Here is a 15,908-nt window from a genome sequence, read left to right as displayed (position 1 = left end):
CTTGCAACTGCTTTACACGTAACTCTCGATCGACGGGCACGCACACACCAGGTTGCGGTCGCCGAACACGTTGTCGACCCGGCCAACCGGCGGCCAGTATTTGCCTTCGATCAGCGATGCCACAGGGTAGACGGCCTGCTCGCGGCTGTACGGATGGGACCATTCGCCCACCAGTTCGGCGGCCGTGTGTGGCGCGTTTTTCAGTGGGTTGTCGTCCTTGTCCAGAGCGCCGCTTTCCACCGCGCGGATTTCTTCGCGGATGCGAATCATGGCGTCGCAGAAGCGATCCAGTTCTTCTTTGGACTCACTCTCGGTCGGCTCGATCATCAAGGTGCCGGCCACCGGGAATGACATGGTCGGTGCGTGGAAGCCAAAGTCGATCAGGCGCTTGGCCACGTCATCAACGCTGATGCCGCTGCTGTCCTTCAGGGGACGCAGGTCGAGGATGCATTCGTGGGCCACCAGGCCGTTGCTGCCGCTGTAGAGCACTGGGTAGTGCTCTTCCAGGCGCCGGGAAATGTAGTTGGCATTCAGGATTGCCAACTGCGAGGCGCGTTTGAGGCCGGCGCCGCCCATCATGCGGATGTACATCCAGGTGATCGGCAAGATGCTCGCGCTGCCGAACGGTGCCGCACACACCGCGCCTTCCTTGCGTCCCATGGCCGCGTGGCCAGGAAGGAAGGGCGCCAGGTGGGATTTGACACCGATCGGGCCAACGCCCGGACCGCCACCGCCGTGGGGAATGCAGAAGGTCTTGTGCAGGTTCAGGTGGGACACGTCGCCGCCGAACTTGCCCGGGGCGCAGAGGCCGACCATGGCGTTCATGTTGGCGCCATCGATGTACACCTGGCCGCCGTTGTCGTGAATGATCCCGCAGATTTCGCGGATGCCTTCTTCGAACACGCCATGGGTCGAGGGGTAGGTGATCATCAGAGCGGCGAGGTGTTCGCGATGCTCGATGGCCTTGGCGCGCAGGTCTTCGATATCCACGTTGCCACGGGCGTCGCACGCAGTGACCACCACGCGCATGCCGGCCATGTTGGCGGTGGCCGGGTTGGTGCCGTGGGCGGAGGAGGGGATCAGGCAAATGTCGCGACGGTCATCGCCACGGCTCTGGTGATAGGCACGGATGGCTAGCAGGCCGGCGTATTCGCCCTGGGAGCCCGCGTTGGGCTGCAGTGACACGGCGTCGTAGCCGGTGGCAGCGCAAAGCATCGCCTCCAGTTCATCGGTCAGTTGCTGGTAGCCGGCGCTTTGCTCGGCTGGCGCGAACGGGTGCAGGGCACCGAACTCGGCCCAGGTCACCGGGATCATTTCGCTGGCGGCGTTGAGTTTCATGGTGCAGGAGCCCAGCGGGATCATGGTGCGATCCAGGGCCAGATCCTTGTCCGCCAGCTTGCGCAGGTAGCGCATCAGCTCGGTTTCCGAGTGATAGCGATTGAACACCGGGTGGCTGAGGATCGGCGACTGACGCACCAGGGTGGCCGGAATGCTGCTGGCCACGGAGGCGGCGAGGGCGGCGAAATCCGGCAGCGCCTGGCCGTCGGTCAACAAGCCCCACAGGGCTTCAACATCGGCCTGGCTGCTGGTCTCGTCCAGGGACAGGCCCAGACGCTCAGCGTTGATGACCCGCAGGTTGATGCGTTGGGCACGAGCCTTGTCGTGCAGCGTGGCGGTGCGGGCACCGGTGTACAGGCTCAGGGTGTCGAAGAAGTGTGCCTGTTCCACCGAAAGCCCCAGGTCCTTCAAGCCCTTGGCCAGGATCGCGGTCAGGTGATGAATGCGCTGGGCAATCTGGGTCAGGCCCTTGGGACCGTGATACACGGCGTACATGCTGGCGATGTTGGCCAGCAGGACCTGGGCGGTGCAGATGTTGCTGGTGGCCTTCTCGCGGCGGATGTGCTGCTCGCGGGTCTGCATGGCCAGGCGCAGGGCCGGCTTGCCGAAACGGTCCACCGAGACGCCTACCAGGCGGCCGGGCATGTCGCGCTTGAAGGCGTCGCGGGTAGAGAAGTACGCCGCGTGCGGGCCGCCAAAGCCCAGGGGCACACCAAAGCGTTGTGCGCTGCCGATGGCCACGTCGGCGCCGAACTCGCCCGGTGGGGTCAGCAGGGTCAGGGCCAGCAGGTCGGCGGCCACCGCGACCAAGGCGTTGGCGGTGTGGAAGCGCTCCGTCAGCTCGCGGTAGTCGAACAGGTCACCGTTACTCGCCGGGTACTGCAGCAGGGCGCCGAAGAACGGGCTGACATCGGTCAGTTGACGCTCATCGCCCACCACCACATCAATGCCCAAAGGCTCGGCACGGGTACGCAGTACGTCCAGGGTTTGCGGGTGGCAATGCACAGAAGCGAAGAAGGCGTGGCTGCCTTTGTTCTTGCTCAGGCGCTTGCAGAACGTCATGGCTTCGGCGGCCGCGGTGGCCTCGTCGAGCAGGGAAGCGTTGGCAATCGGCAGGCCGGAGAGGTCGCTGATCAGGGTCTGGAAGTTCAGCAGGGCTTCCAGGCGGCCTTGGGAAATTTCGGGCTGGTAAGGGGTGTAGGCGGTGTACCAGGCCGGGTTTTCCAGGAGGTTGCGCAGAATCGGCGACGGCGTGTGGCAACTGTAGTAGCCCTGGCCGATGTAGGTCTTGAACAGTTGGTTGTGGGCGGCGATGGCTTTGATCGCGGCCAGGGCATCGGCTTCGCTCTGCCCGGCACCCAGCTCCAGCACGCTGGTGCCCTTGATGCTCTCGGGGATGACGCTGGCGCTCAAGGCTTCCAGGGAGTCGAAGCCGAGGCTGTTGAGCATGGCCTGCTCGTCGCCCTGGCGCGGGCCGATGTGGCGTGCGATGAATTCGTTGGCGGTGCTCAGATTAATCGTCATGGCGGCTCCTCAGGCGTCGGCGTTGGCTTTGATCAGACGGTCGTAGGCGTCTTGATCCAGCAGTTGGCCGACAGCGGCGGCGTCCGCAGGGATGAAGCGGAAGAACCAGCCTTCCCCCAGTGGTGCTTCATTGACCAGCTCGGGGCTGTCTTCCAGGGCCGGGTTGGTGGCGACCACTTCGCCGTCCAAAGGCATGTACACACCGCTGGCGGCTTTCACTGACTCCACAGTGGCGGCTTCTGCGCCCTTTTCGTAGCGTTGCAGTTCAGGCAGTTGCACAAACACCACATCCCCCAAGGCGTTCTGGGCGAAAGCCGTGATGCCGACCGTGACGCTGCCATCGGCTTCGGTACGCAGCCATTCGTGATCTTCAGTGAAACGCAACTCGCTCATGGGAACTCCTCAAGGGCCAGACTCGTCTGGTGGACGCGATTAAATGCTCGTGCAGGGCCGAGCTGAATGGCAATGTCCATAGCAAGAACGCGGCCAATGTTTATTATTCGTTATAAATCAATGGCTTGAGTTTTTTGTGGGCCATGCTAAAGAAAGCAGCTGTAGCGAAATCGCTACGCTCGGAGCCCAAGAAAAAAGTCCATGTGGATCAAAGCCTTGGAGAGTGCAGGTTGCGGCGGGGTGTATTGATATCGTTCCGCTGTAGCGCTTTCAGTACAGTGAACGTCGCTTTCAGAGCGGATTTGCAACCCGATCCACGTGAATCGGGTTGAGTCAGGCTTTGTTGGGAATGCCGTATTTGCGCAGGCGGTGGGCGATGGCGGTATGGGAGGTTTGCAGGCGGTTGGCCAGTTGCCGGGTCGAGGGGTAGTTGACGTAGAGGTTCTCTAGCAGCTCTTTCTCGAAGGCTTCCACGGCCTGTTCCAGGCTTTCGACTTCGACGTCGTTCTGCCGAGCCACCGAGGTGCCGGCAATGTCCAGGTCGCCGATGTCCACCAGGTTGCTTTCGCAGATCGCCGCAGCGCGAAAGATCACGTTCTGCAGTTGCCGCACGTTGCCCGGCCAGCGGTTGCCCAGCAGCGCCGGGTAAGTGCCCGGGGTCAGGCGGCACACCGGGCGCTGGATCTGCGCGCAGGCCTGCTGCATGAAATAGCGGGCCAGCAACAGGATGTCTTGCCCGCGCTCGCGCAGCGGCGGCACTTCGACATTCAGCACATTGAGGCGGTAGAACAGGTCTTCGCGAAAGCTGCCTTCGCTGACCATCTTTTCCAGATCACGGTGGGTGGCGCTGAGGATGCGCACATTGACCTTGATCTCGCGGTCGCCGCCGACCCGGCGGAAGCTGCCGTCGTTGAGAAACCGCAAGAGCTTGGCCTGCAGGTACGGCGACATTTCGCCAATTTCATCCAGAAACACCGTGCCCTGGTTGGCCAACTCCATCAGCCCCGGTTTGCCGCCGCGTTGGGCGCCGGTGAAGGCCCCCGGGGCGTAACCGAAGAGTTCGCTTTCGGCCAGGTTTTCCGGGAGCGCCGCGCAGTTCAGGGCCAGGAATGGGGCGCTGTGCCGGGCGCTGATGGCGTGGCAGGCACGGGCCACCAGCTCTTTGCCGGTGCCGGTTTCGCCCTGGATCAGCAGCGGTGCATCCAGGGCTGCCACCCGCTGTGCCCGCGCCTTGAGGGTGCGGATCGCCGGGGACTCGCCGAGCAAGGCATCAAAGCCTTCGGCGTGATCGTGGTGCAGGGCCGACAGGCGTTCGCCGATGCGGTTGGGTTGGTACAGGGTCAACAGGGCACCGGCGTCGGTGATCGGCGTGGCATCCAGCAGCAGGGTCTGGCCATCGAGGATGATCTCGCGCAGGGGCAGGCGAAAGCCCTGCTCCAGCAGGGTGTCGAGCAGTGCCGGATCGTTGAACACCTCAGCGATGCTTTCCCCCGCCGGCTCACGGCCGCACAGGGCGATCAGGGCCGGGTTGGCCAGCAGCACCTTGCCGGCGCTGTCTAGGGCCAGCACCGGGTCGGTCATCGCCGCCAGCAGGGCATCGAGTTGCAGGTGGCGGCGTTGCCCGGGGAGGATGTCGACCACCGTCACCGCCTGCACGCCGCGCACGCTGAACAGCGCGTCGCGCAGTTCCTCCAGCACTTGGGGGCTCAGGGTCGGGGCGTCGATATAGACGTTGGGCGGCACCATCTCGACCGCATCCAGGTTGAGGTTGCGTCCGCCGAGCAGGGCCAGGACTTCCTGGGTGATGCCGACGCGGTCGATAAAGCTGACGTGGATACGCATGGGGCGACTGAGGCTTCTGGACCACTGAAGGGCGCCAGTATGCCTTGGGCAAGAGCCTTAGTCGAAATCGCCGAAACCCCATGAGCCGCTCGCGCGGTGTTCCGCCGACCGGCTCATGCGCCAGTTGCGGGGGTTATTCCAGGTGTTCCGGTTTGACCGGGTCGCCGGGCTTGGCGTGAAGTTGCTCGCGAATGTCTTCGAACATCCGGTCGTAGTGACCGTGCATGGAGCGCAGGTCGGCGTTTTTCGGGATGCCGTACTTGACCGCGACATGGAAGGCTTCGCTGGCGAAGTTGTAGGCCAGGTCCTTGGGCAGGGTGAATTCTTCCTTGAAGGGTTTTTCCTGGATTTCACCGTGCATGGTGAAGTGCATGGCGCTGCCTTCCTTGGGGTCGTGCACCACTTCGTAGTCGATCTTGATGTCGTAACCAAAGTCGCCGGGTTGCAGAGGTGCACGTTGGATATGCAGGTGACCGGGCTCGAACGTGGCCATAGGCGTCTCTCCTTCAAGGCAGTGAAGAGGGGCGGAGCCGGGGCCCGCCCCTGCGGTTCTGGGTGCTGTTTTACAGGTAGCTGATCCCGGGCTGGGCGGTGCTGATGCGGGTACCGGCCTTGCCCTGGACGATCGCCTCGATGTCCGAGAGTGAACCGATCACGGCGACTTTTCCAGTGTGCCGGGCGAACTCGCAGGCGGCCTGGACCTTGGGCCCCATGGACCCGGCGGCAAAGCCCAGCGTCTCCATGTCATCCGGATGGGCCTGTGCAATGGCTTTCTGCGTCGGCTTGCCGAAGTCGATAAAGGCTGCGTTGACGTCGGTGGCGATCACCAGCAGGTCGGCTTCCAGTTGTTCGGCCAACAGCGCTGAACACAGGTCCTTGTCGATCACGGCCTCAATGCCTTTGAGCTTGCCGTCTTCGCCATACATGGTGGGAATGCCGCCACCGCCGGCGCAGATCACGATGCTACTTTTTTCCAGCAGCCACTTGATCGGGCGGATCTCGAAGATGCGCTTGGGTCTCGGGCTGGCCACCACTCGGCGGAATTTGTCACCGTCGGGCGCGATGGCCCAGCCTTTTTCCTTGGCCAGGCGCTCGGCCTCGTCCTTGTCGTAGACCGGGCCAATGGGTTTGCTCGGGTTCTTGAAGGCCGGGTCCTTGGGGTCCACTTCGACCTGGGTCAGCAAGGTGGCAAAGGGCACTTCGAAGTCCAGCAGGTTGCCCAGTTCCTGTTCGATGATGTAGCCGATCATGCCTTCGGTTTCGGCGCCCAGTACGTCCAGCGGATAGGGCGAAACCTGGGTATAGGCCGCCGCCTGCAGCGACAGCAGGCCCACTTGCGGACCATTGCCGTGGGCGATCACCAGTTGGTTGCCGGGGTGGACCTTGGCGATCTGCTCGGTGGCGATGCGGATATTGGCGCGCTGGTTGTCCGCGGTCATGGGTTCACCGCGGCGGAGCAGGGCGTTACCGCCCAGTGCAACGACGATACGCATAATGCAGTCCTTCTAGAGGCATGTAGAAGCCGGCTTGCCGGCGATCCCGCGTCCGGCAACGGGAATGCGGGATCGGTTATCGCTGGCAAACCAGAGCCTAAGGGGCGGGTTAGAGGTCGGCCAGGGTCGAGACCAGGATCGCCTTGATGGTGTGCATGCGGTTTTCCGCTTGCTCGAAGGCGATGCAGGCTGGGGACTCAAACACGTCGTCGGTGACCTCGATGCCGTTGGCCAGGTGCGGGTACTGCTCGGCGATCTGTTTGCCGACCTTGGTGTCGCTGTTATGGAAGGCCGGCAGGCAGTGCATGAACTTGGTCCGCGGGTTGCCGGTGGCCTTCATCAGGTCGGCGTTGACCTGGTAAGGCAGCAATTGCTCGATGCGTTCGGCCCAGGCTTCCACCGGCTCGCCCATGGACACCCAGACATCGGTGTGGATGAAGTCCACACCCTTGACCGCGGCTTTCGGGTCTTCGGTGAGGGTGATGCGCGCGCCGCTTTCCTCCGCGTATTTTTTGCAGCGGCCCACCAGATCGTCATGGGGCCACAGGGCCTTGGGCGCGCAGATGCGCACGTCCATGCCGAGCTTGGCGCCCACCAGCAACAGGGAATTGCCCATATTGTTGCGGGCGTCGCCGAGGTAGGCGTAGCTAATCTCGTGGATCGGCTTGTCGGCGTGTTCGCGCATGGTCAGCACGTCGGCAATCATTTGCGTCGGGTGATATTCGTCGGTCAGGCCATTGAACACTGGCACCCCGGCGAATTTCGCCAGTTCCTCGACGATTTCCTGCTTGAAGCCGCGGTACTCGATGGCGTCGTACATACGCCCCAGCACGCGCGCAGTGTCCTTCATGCTTTCCTTGTGGCCGATCTGTGACGAATTGGGGTCGATGTAGGTGACGTTGGCGCCCTGATCGTAGGCCGCCACTTCGAAGGCGCAGCGGGTACGGGTGGAGGTTTTTTCGAAGATCAGGGCGATGTTGTTGCCCTTGAGGTGCTGCTGCTCGGTGCCAGTGTACTTGGCGCGCTTCAGGTCGCGGGACAGGTCCAGCAGGTAGCGCAATTCGCGTGGAGTATGGTGTTCCAGGCTCAGCAAATTGCGGTTGTGGATGTTGAACGCCATTTTGGATCTCCTTGGGTTTCGGTTATCCCCCAGCGCACTGGATAAGGGGCGGCCTGGGTTAAAAGGTTAGTAATCGATCGGGTCGCGGATGATCGGGCAGGTCATGCAGTGACCGCCGCCGCGGCCGCGTCCCAGTTCACCGGCGCTGATGGTGATGACTTCCACCCCGGCCTTGCGCAGCAAGGTGTTGGTGTAGGTATTGCGGTCGTAGCCGATGACCACGCCCGGCTCCACGGCCACCACGTTGTTGCCGTCGTCCCATTGCTCGCGCTCGGCGGCGAAGGCGTTGCCGCCGGTTTCCACCACGCGCAGGGTCTTGAGGTTGAGGGCCGCGGCCACGGTGTCGATGAAGCTGGTGTCTTCACGGCGGATGTCGATGCCGCCGGGTTTGCTTTCGTCAGGGCGCAGGGTGAAGGCGACGATCTGGCTCACCACTTCCGGGAAGACGGTGACCAGGTCGCGGTCGCAGAAGCTGAACACGGTGTCCAGGTGCATGGCGGCACGGGATTTCGGCAGGCCGGCGACGATCACTCGCTCCACAGCCTTGTGCTTGAACAGATTCAGCGCCAACTGGCCGATGGCCTGGCGTGAGGAGCGCTCGCCCATGCCGATCAACACCACACCGTTGCCGATGGGCATTACGTCGCCGCCTTCAAGGGTGGCATTGCCGTGTTGCTGGTCCGGGTCGCCGTACCAGATCTGGAAGTCGGCGTGGGTGAACTCGGGGTGGAACTTGTAGATGGCGCTGGCCAGCAGGGTTTCCTGGCGTCGTGCCGGCCAGTACATCGGGTTCAGGGTCACGCCGCCGTAGATCCAGCAGGTGGTGTCCCGGGTGAACTGGGTGTTGGGCAGGGGCGGCAGGATAAAGCTGGAGTGGCCGAGGAAATCGCGAAACATCTCGATGGTCTTGCCGCCGAAGCTGTTGGGCAGGTCATCGGCGGACACCCCGCCAATCAGGTACTCGGCGACCTTGCGCGGTTCCAGGCTGCGCAGCCAGGAGCCGACTTCATTGACCAGGCCCAGGCCCACCTGGTTGGCGGTGATCTTGCGTTCGAGGATCCAGTCCAGCGCTTCGGGGATGGCAACGATGTCCGTCAGCAGGTTGTGCATTTCCAGCACATCGATGTCCCGCTCGCGCATCTTGGTGACGAAGTCGAAGTGGTCGCGCTTGGCCTGGGCGACCCAGAGCACATCGTCGAACAGCAGTTCGTCGCAGTTGTTCGGGGTCAGCCGCTGATGGGCCAGGCCGGGGGAGCAAACCATGACTTTGCGCAGTTTGCCGGCTTCGGAGTGGACGCCGTACTTCACTTTTTCCGTGGTCATTCTCGTGATCCTCCAGAGACACAATCGGGGGGTATTACAGGGTCAGGAAGCCGTCGTAGAGTCCGTAGGCCGCCACCAGGGCGCCTGCGACTACCGCAGCGAAAATCAGCTTCTCGACGTGGGTGAAAATCGGTTTGTGCAGCTCCAGCTTGGCCTTGGCGAACAGGATCACGCCCGGCGCATAGAGCAGGGCGGAGAGCAGCAGGTATTTGACCCCGCCGGCGTAGAGCAGCCAGATCGCGTAGATCAGCGCGATGCCGCCGATCAACAGGTCTTTCTTGCGCTCACCCAGGGCTTGTTCGTAGGTTTCGCCGCGCACCGCCAGCAGCACGGCGTACGCCGCCGACCACAGGTAGGGCACCAGAATCATCGAGGTGGCGAGGTAGATCAGCGACAGGTAGGTGCTGGCCGAGAACAGGGTGATGACCAGGAAAATCTGCACCATGGCGTTGGTCAGCCACAGGGCGTTGGCCGGTACCTGGTTGGCGTTTTCCCGGCGCAGGAACTCAGGCATGGTGTGGTCCTTGGCGGCGGCGAACATGATCTCCGCACACAGCAGCACCCACGACAGCAACGCTCCCAGCAACGAGATGATCAGGCCGACGCTGATCAGCACCGCCCCCCAGTGCCCCACCACGTGCTCCAGCACCGCGGCCATGGACGGGTTCTGCAGCTTGGCCAGTTCCGGCTGAGTCATGATCCCCAGGGACAGCACGTTCACCAGCACCAGGAACAGCAGCACGGTGATGAAGCCGATAACGGTGGCCTTGCCCACGTCCGAGCGTTTTTCCGCCCGGGACGAAAAGATGCTCGCACCCTCGATGCCAATGAACACCCAGACGGTGACCAGCATCATGTTGCGCACCTGGTTCATCACGCTGCCCAAGTCCGGGTTCTTCACGCCCCAGATATCCGCGGTGAAGATGTCCAGCTTGAAGGCGAACAGCGCGATCAGCACGAACAGCACCAGTGGCACCACCTTGGCCACGGTGGTCACCAGGTTGATAAACGCGGCTTCCTTGATCCCCCTCAGCACCAGGAAATGCACGGCCCACAGCAGCACCGAGGCGCCGATCACCGCAGCGGGGGTATTGCCCTCGCCAAAGATCGGGAAGAAGTAGCCCAGGGTGCTGAACAGCAAGACGAAGTAGCCAACGTTGCCCAGCCAGGCGCTGATCCAGTAGCCCCAGGCGGACGAGAAACCCATGTAGTCGCCGAACCCGGCCTTGGCGTAGGCATACACCCCACCGTCAAGATCCGGCTTGCGATTGGCCAGGGTCTGGAACACAAAGGCCAGGGTCAACATGCCCACGGCCGTAATAGCCCAACCAATAAGAACGGCGCCTACATCAGCACTGGCGGCCATGTTTTGCGGGAGGGAAAAGATCCCACCACCAATCATTGAACCGACTACCAGGGCAACTAATGCGCCCAGCCGTAATTTTCCGGGAGTGTCAGACATTGCATGACTCCGTTTGCAGGAGAGGAGAGGCGTCAGAGTAAAACTGTGAGTGTTCAACCCACTGACTTAGATCAGTTCATCGCTACATTCCATTGATAATGAACGACTTAAGAAACCTGTCTGTCTTGGATGGCAGGCTGAAGAAGCGCATCCTAGAGGCTTCTTGATCCGCTAATAAAATGCCTTCTCATTAGCGTCGAGGGTTGACGCTAGTTCGTTTTCTCGAATGTGCAAGTATCTTGAAAGTATCCAGTCGGTTAACTGCGGTGATGGCAATTAGTACATCACTCAATAAAAACTCCCGACTATTCAATGCCTTTACCCACGCAACTCATGGGCAGTCATAAGAATGAGCGTTAATTGACTTGGGTCATTTAAAGACTGATGTGTCGTAGTTGCTTAGTTGGGTGTAGTTTTATTGCCAGATCGACTAATGGAGGCGGGAAAGGGATGTCACAACCGGCGCAAAAACTTCGACTCGGTGCCCTGATCGCCTTGGTGGTGGGCTCGATGATTGGTGGCGGGATCTTTTCCCTGCCGCAGAACATGGCGGCCCGGGCTGATGCGGGCGCGGTCCTGATCGGTTGGGGTATCACTGCGGTGGGCATGCTGACCCTGGCTTTCGTGTTCCAGACCCTGGCCAACCGCAAGCCCGAGCTGGATTCCGGGGTCTACGCCTATGCCAAGGCCGGGTTTGGCGACTACATGGGGTTCTCGTCTGCCTGGGGCTACTGGATCAGTGCCTGGCTGGGCAACGTCGGCTACTTCGTCCTGCTGTTCAGCACCCTGGGCTACTTTTTCCCGGTGTTCGGCCAAGGCAACACCCCAGTGGCCATTGCGGGTGCTTCATTGTTGCTGTGGGCCGTGCATTTCCTGGTGTTGCGCGGGATAAAGGAGGCGGCGTTCATCAATCAACTGACCACCGTGGCGAAGATTGTCCCGCTGCTGATGTTCATCGTGATTGCGGCCGTGGCGTTCAAGGCGGAGATTTTCACTCGCGATATCTGGGGCCGCAGCAACCCTAATTTCGGCAGTGTGATGGACCAGGTGCGCAACATGATGCTGGTCACGGTGTTCGTCTTTATCGGCATCGAGGGCGCCAGCGTCTACTCCGCCCGGGCCGAGAAGCGCGCCGATGTCGGCCGCGCCACGGTGATCGGTTTTGTCGGGGTGCTGGCGTTGCTGGTGCTGGTCAATGTGTTGTCGCTGGGGATCATGAGCCAGCCGCAACTGGCCCAGTTGCAGAACCCATCCCTGGCGGCGGTGCTGGAGCACATCGTCGGCCCTTGGGGAGCCTTGCTGATCAGCATCGGCCTGGCCATCTCCCTGCTGGGGGCGCTGCTGTCCTGGGCCTTGTTGTGTGCGGAAATCCTCTTTTCCACCGCCCGCGACAAGACCATGCCGGCGTTCCTGACCAAGGAAAACGCCAACCATGTACCGGTCAACGCTCTCTGGCTGACCAACAGCATGATCCAGGTTTTTTTGCTCATCACCCTGTTTTCGGCGGGCACCTACACCAGCCTGATCTACCTGGCGTCGTCGATGATCCTGGTGCCTTACCTGTGGTCGGCGGCCTATGCGGTGTTACTCAGCGGGCGCGGTGAAACCTACGAGCGTGCGTCCCGGGAGCGGTTCAAGGACCTGTTTATCGGGGCCATTGCCTTGAGTTACGCGGTCTGGTTGCTGTACGCCGGCGGGCTCAAGTACCTGCTGCTCTCGGCGCTGCTGTATGCCCCCGGCGTGATCCTCTTCGCCAAGGCTAAGCGTGAACAGGGCCAGGCCTTGTTCACCCCGATCGAGCGCTTGATTTTTGCCGCGGTGGTGGTGGGCGCGGGGCTGGCGGCCTACGGTTTGTACAGCGGCGTATTAGCCTTGTAAGTCGAGGCCGTCTTGGCCGTCGACGTCACCACCACTGGGCCCGGTGTGAGCCCAGGTCCACGGCCGGGCAGGCCCATTGCAAAGGCGTGCCGCTGATGTGTAGCGGCACGTGCAGGCGATGGGCCGGGCCCCAACCGGTGGCCTCCAGCAATAGCCCCTGATCTGCGGGCTCTTCGGCCCGGAGTGCAGGCTCTTGAGGGAGGCTTGGGTGATCCATCAGCAGTTTTGCGGTACGCGCCAGGGACAGGCGCGCCGAACGGCCCACTCCGCTCTGCAACTGCTCGGTCAGGGCTCGCAGCGCGCTCGCCGCCATCAGGTAGCCGGTGGCATGGTCCAGGGCCTGCACCGGCAGCGGAACCGGCTGCTGCGCCTGCTTCCAGGCCATGCCGGCGTCGGCCATGCCACAGCTCATCTGCACCAGGCTGTCGAACCCCCGGCGCTGCTGCCACGGGCCACTCCAGCCATAGGCATTGAGGCTGACGTCGATCAGGCCCGGGGCCAGGCGTTGGCGTTCCTCGGCGCCGTAGCCGAGGCGTTCCAGGGCATCAGCGCGGTAGCCATGGATCAGAATGTCGGCTTCGGCCAGCAGGTGCTCGAAGGTGGCTCGGTCGGCCGCCACATGCAAATCGAGGCGGGCGCAACGCTTGCCCAGGGTCATTTCCGGGACCACCCCGGGTTCGTTCCAATGGGGCGGGTCAAGGCGCAAGACATCGGCACCGAGCCCGGCCAGAAAGCGGCTGGCCGTGGGGCCGGCAAGCACGCGGGTCAGGTCCAGCACCTTGATCCCGGCCAGGGGCCGGGCCGTCGAACCGCTCCAGTGGCGTTGCCGTTCAAGGGTGTGGGGAGCGAATTGCACCAACGCTTCGGCGTTCACCGCACGGCCTTGCGGGTGGGCCTGCCAGTCTTGCCAGGCGCGCATTTCGGCGGCGCAGCCACCGGCCTCGACCACCGCCTGTTCCAGCTCGCCCTTGTTCCATTGCGCCACCTTGGCCGCCATGCTCGGGCGCTCGCTGGCGGGCCCCAATACGCGTTCGGCGGCAGCGCGGTGATGGGGGGCATTGGTGTGCAGGCGGATCCAGCCATCGCGGGTCGGGTAGTCGCCGGCAATCGGGTCCCACAGGGGCGGCACGCTCCAGCCGATGGGGCGCAGGGAACTGGAGAACCAGAAGGAGGCCAGGCGCCGGTCGACGCTGACGACGGGCCGGCGCCTGGTCTGGCTGTGCAGCAGTTCGCTCAGGGCCTGGCCGGCGGCGGCCAGGCTGGCGCAGGCCAGGTCGGTCACCGCGAACGCCGAGGGCAGGGCGCCCTCGCCGGTCTGTTGCAGGGGCACGGTGGGCAGGCCCAGCGCGGTTTGCATGGATGTCAGCACAGCGGTCATGGCAGGCCCTCCGAAACGGAGAGGCATTGCACCCCGAAACGCCCTGGCTGTCGAGAATCCGCGTTTGACCAGGGCGGTTTTTTTACACCCGGAACTGATCCATCAGCTTCATCTGGTGGTTGGCCAGGGCATTGAGCTGGCTGCTGATCTGCGCCGACTCGGTGGCCTGTTCGGTGAGGGTTTCGGTGACGCTGCGAATCGCCGAGACGTTGCGGTTGACCTCCTCGGCCACTGCGCTTTGTTGTTCGGCGGCGCTGGCGATCTGCAGGTTCATGTCACTGATTACGGTCACCGCGTCACTGATCTTGCCCAGGGCCTGGACCGCTTGCTGGATTTGTCCGGCGTTGTTCTGCGCCTGGCTCTGACTCGAGTGCATGGTCGCCACCACGCCCCGGGTGCCGCTCTGGATGCGCTCGATCACCAGGCGAATTTCCTCCACCGAATCCTGGGTGCGCTTGGCCAGGTTGCGCACTTCATCGGCGACCACGGCAAATCCGCGGCCGCTTTCCCCGGCCCGGGCGGCTTCGATGGCGGCGTTCAGCGCCAGCAGGTTGGTCTGTTCGGCGATGCTGCGGATCACTTCCAGCACCGAACCGATCTGTTCGCTGTTGACCGCCAGGGCCTCGACCTCGGTCACCGCCTTGCTGACTTCATCGGCGAGCAGGCTGATGTCCCGGGTGCTGCGTTCGATGATGGTCATGCCTTCTTTGGCCGACTGGTCAGCGCCGCGTGCCGCCTGGGCCGCGTTGGAGGCGCTGTTGGCGACGTCATGGGCGGTGGCGCTCATTTCATTGGAGGCGGTGGCCACCTGGTCGATCTCGCGGAACTGCACCTGCATGCCTTCGCTGGTCTGCCGGGCGATGGCCGAGGACTGGTCGGCGGTGCCCCGGGCATCGGTGATGCTTTGCTTGATCTGGGCAATGGTCGGTTGCAGCTTGTCGAGGAACTGGTTGAAGGCCTGTACCAAGGCCCCCAGCTCATCGCTCTTGTTGTACTGCAGGCGTTGGGTCAGGTCGCCGTCGCCGCTGGCGATGGCCTTGAGCATCTGCGCCACGCTGTTGATCGGCCGAGTCACCCCGGACGCCGTGAGCCAGATCAACAACAGGCCGATCAGGCCGGCGCCGACGGCCACCAGCAAGGCCTTGAGGGTGCCGCTGGTTTGCTCCCGGTCGAGCAGGGCCTGGAGCTTCACCGAATCGGCCAGCAGCACCTGTTGCGGCAGGTCGATGGCCACGCCCCAGGGATTGGCGTCGGGGATCGGGCTGACCGGGTAGACCGCGCGGATCAGTTCACCCTGCTTGAGGGTTTTCGCTGTCGGGCTGCCGAGGGACTGCAACACCTCTTTGCCTTCGGCGCCCAGGGTTTCGGCAATGCCTTTGCCGACCTGCGCCGTATCGCCACTGTAGGCGGCAAGCACGCCGCTGCCAGAGACGATCAACATCCGCCCGGCGCCGTTGAACAGGCCGCGCTGGGCCTCGCTGGCCGCGGCTTGCAGGGAGTCGAGGGCGATGTCCACGCCGATCACTCCGATGACCTTGCCGTTCGCCAGCAGCGGCAGGGAAATGGTGGTCATCAGCATCAGCTTGCCGCCCACGGTGTCGGCATACGGGTCCAGCAGGCAGGTGCGCTTGCTGTCCCGGGGGCAGGTGTACCAGCTGTTGTAGGGGGTGCCGCTGAGGCTCAGGCTGGTCTTGTTCAGGTCCGTTTCCAGCATCACCGTGTTCAGCCCGGTGCCGCCGGCGCGGCTCCAGTAACTGGCAAAGCGTCCGGCTTCGTTGGCGCCGCGGGTGGCATCCTGGGTGAACTCGCTGTCCTTGCCGTCCAGGGCGTTGGGTTCGTAGGCCAGCCAGATGCCCAGCACCTTGGGGTTGCGTTCGAAGGCGGTCTTCAGGCTCTGGTTGAGTTCTTCACGCAGGGCCGCGGCGTCCAGCCCACGCCGGCCGGCCAGGCGTCGCAGGTCATTGGCCTGGTCGGCCAGGGCGGTGATCACCAGCAGGTTGGCGCCGAAAGTCTTTTGCAGGTTCACCGCCTGTTCGGCAGCCCGGGCCTGCAACAGGTTTTCCACACTGTCGGTGAGCATGCGGCTGCTGGAGGTGCTGATCAGTTGGTTGTTCTGCTGGGTCTGGTAGAGGTTCATGCCGACGATCAGGCCCACCA

At 63.1% G+C, this 15,908-nt stretch carries 11 protein-coding genes and 1 pseudogene; 1 reads left to right on the top strand and 11 read right to left on the bottom strand.

Annotated features, from left to right (window positions below; all coding sequences use genetic code 11):
• Positions 1-12: 12 nt before the first annotated feature.
• The 8 genes from gcvP to arcD (M1B35_RS08950) all read right to left on the bottom strand — a co-directional run bounded on the left by gcvP (position 13) and on the right by arcD (M1B35_RS08950) (position 10,495).
• The gene (gene gcvP / locus M1B35_RS08985; protein WP_268261721.1) at positions 13-2,862 is read right to left on the bottom strand and encodes an aminomethyl-transferring glycine dehydrogenase; all 2,850 of its coding nucleotides are present in this window, start codon (positions 2,860-2,862) and stop codon (positions 13-15) included.
• A gap of 9 nt (positions 2,863-2,871) precedes the next feature.
• The gene (gcvH, locus tag M1B35_RS08980; protein WP_123328575.1) at positions 2,872-3,255 is read right to left on the bottom strand and encodes a glycine cleavage system protein GcvH; all 384 of its coding nucleotides are present in this window, start codon (positions 3,253-3,255) and stop codon (positions 2,872-2,874) included.
• Positions 3,256-3,588: 333 nt separating this feature from the next.
• Positions 3,589-5,097, bottom strand: a complete 1,509-nt coding sequence (locus tag M1B35_RS08975; RefSeq protein WP_123328574.1) for a sigma-54-dependent transcriptional regulator — start codon at positions 5,095-5,097, stop codon at positions 3,589-3,591.
• A 133-nt stretch (positions 5,098-5,230) separates the two neighbouring features.
• Entirely contained in the window at positions 5,231-5,590 is a 360-nt protein-coding gene (locus tag M1B35_RS08970) for a DUF5064 family protein (protein WP_123328573.1), read from the bottom strand.
• A gap of 70 nt (positions 5,591-5,660) precedes the next feature.
• Positions 5,661-6,590, bottom strand: coding sequence for a carbamate kinase (gene arcC, locus M1B35_RS08965; protein ID WP_268261720.1), 930 nt, complete (start codon positions 6,588-6,590; stop codon positions 5,661-5,663).
• Between the two features lie 109 nt (positions 6,591-6,699).
• A complete protein-coding gene (locus M1B35_RS08960) occupies positions 6,700-7,710 on the bottom strand; it encodes an ornithine carbamoyltransferase (protein WP_123328571.1) in 1,011 nt (336 codons plus the stop codon).
• 66 nt (positions 7,711-7,776) lie between these two features.
• Positions 7,777-9,033 carry an arginine deiminase gene (gene arcA / locus M1B35_RS08955; protein ID WP_123328570.1) on the bottom strand — a complete coding sequence of 419 codons (1,257 nt, stop codon included), beginning with the start codon at positions 9,031-9,033 and terminating at the stop codon, positions 7,777-7,779.
• A gap of 34 nt (positions 9,034-9,067) precedes the next feature.
• Complete coding sequence (gene arcD, locus M1B35_RS08950) at positions 9,068-10,495, bottom strand: arginine-ornithine antiporter (RefSeq protein ID WP_268261719.1); 1,428 nt, start codon at positions 10,493-10,495, stop codon at positions 9,068-9,070.
• A 450-nt stretch (positions 10,496-10,945) separates the two neighbouring features.
• On the opposite strand from arcD (M1B35_RS08950), the gene arcD (M1B35_RS08945) reads away from it, so the two are divergent.
• On the top strand, positions 10,946-12,373 hold the full coding sequence (arcD, locus tag M1B35_RS08945; protein ID WP_123328568.1) for an arginine-ornithine antiporter: 1,428 nt from the start codon (positions 10,946-10,948) through the stop codon (positions 12,371-12,373).
• A 25-nt stretch (positions 12,374-12,398) separates the two neighbouring features.
• On the opposite strand, the gene M1B35_RS08940 is transcribed toward arcD (M1B35_RS08945), so the two are convergent.
• From M1B35_RS08940 to M1B35_RS32185, 3 genes and pseudogenes are all read right to left on the bottom strand, one after another.
• Entirely contained in the window at positions 12,399-13,751 is a 1,353-nt protein-coding gene (locus M1B35_RS08940; RefSeq protein WP_268261718.1) for a CoA transferase, read from the bottom strand.
• Positions 13,752-13,833: 82 nt separating this feature from the next.
• The gene (locus M1B35_RS32190; RefSeq protein WP_425273400.1) at positions 13,834-14,589 is read right to left on the bottom strand and encodes a methyl-accepting chemotaxis protein; all 756 of its coding nucleotides are present in this window, start codon (positions 14,587-14,589) and stop codon (positions 13,834-13,836) included.
• Positions 14,590-14,691: 102 nt separating this feature from the next.
• Positions 14,692-15,831 (bottom strand): annotated as a pseudogene (locus M1B35_RS32185) (methyl-accepting chemotaxis protein); the annotation flags it as partial.
• Positions 15,832-15,908 lie beyond the last annotated feature (77 nt).

It is taken from the genome of Pseudomonas morbosilactucae (genome assembly GCF_023241665.1).
Lineage (GTDB): Bacteria > Pseudomonadota > Gammaproteobacteria > Pseudomonadales > Pseudomonadaceae > Aquipseudomonas > Aquipseudomonas morbosilactucae.
The sequence above is the reverse complement of the archived record's forward strand: the minus strand, read 5'-3'. Positions and strand labels throughout refer to the sequence as shown.

What these genes read in the sequence shown, in the direction of transcription:
- arcC (WP_268261720.1), bottom strand. Translation starts at nt 6,590, where the DNA reads ATGCGTATCGTCGTTGCACTGGGCGGTAACGCCCTGCTCCGCCGCGGT.
- arcD (WP_268261719.1), bottom strand. Translation starts at nt 10,495, where the DNA reads ATGTCTGACACTCCCGGAAAATTACGGCTGGGCGCATTAGTTGCCCTG.
- M1B35_RS08940 (WP_268261718.1), bottom strand. Translation starts at nt 13,751, where the DNA reads ATGACCGCTGTGCTGACATCCATGCAAACCGCGCTGGGCCTGCCCACC.
- gcvP (WP_268261721.1), bottom strand. Translation starts at nt 2,862, where the DNA reads ATGACGATTAATCTGAGCACCGCCAACGAATTCATCGCACGCCACATC.
- arcA (WP_123328570.1), bottom strand. Translation starts at nt 9,033, where the DNA reads ATGACCACGGAAAAAGTGAAGTACGGCGTCCACTCCGAAGCCGGCAAA.
- arcD (WP_123328568.1), top strand. Translation starts at nt 10,946, where the DNA reads ATGTCACAACCGGCGCAAAAACTTCGACTCGGTGCCCTGATCGCCTTG.
- M1B35_RS08975 (WP_123328574.1), bottom strand. Translation starts at nt 5,097, where the DNA reads ATGCGTATCCACGTCAGCTTTATCGACCGCGTCGGCATCACCCAGGAA.
- M1B35_RS08970 (WP_123328573.1), bottom strand. Translation starts at nt 5,590, where the DNA reads ATGGCCACGTTCGAGCCCGGTCACCTGCATATCCAACGTGCACCTCTG.
- M1B35_RS08960 (WP_123328571.1), bottom strand. Translation starts at nt 7,710, where the DNA reads ATGGCGTTCAACATCCACAACCGCAATTTGCTGAGCCTGGAACACCAT.
- gcvH (WP_123328575.1), bottom strand. Translation starts at nt 3,255, where the DNA reads ATGAGCGAGTTGCGTTTCACTGAAGATCACGAATGGCTGCGTACCGAA.
- M1B35_RS32190 (WP_425273400.1), bottom strand. Translation starts at nt 14,589, where the DNA reads ATGCAGGTGCAGTTCCGCGAGATCGACCAGGTGGCCACCGCCTCCAAT.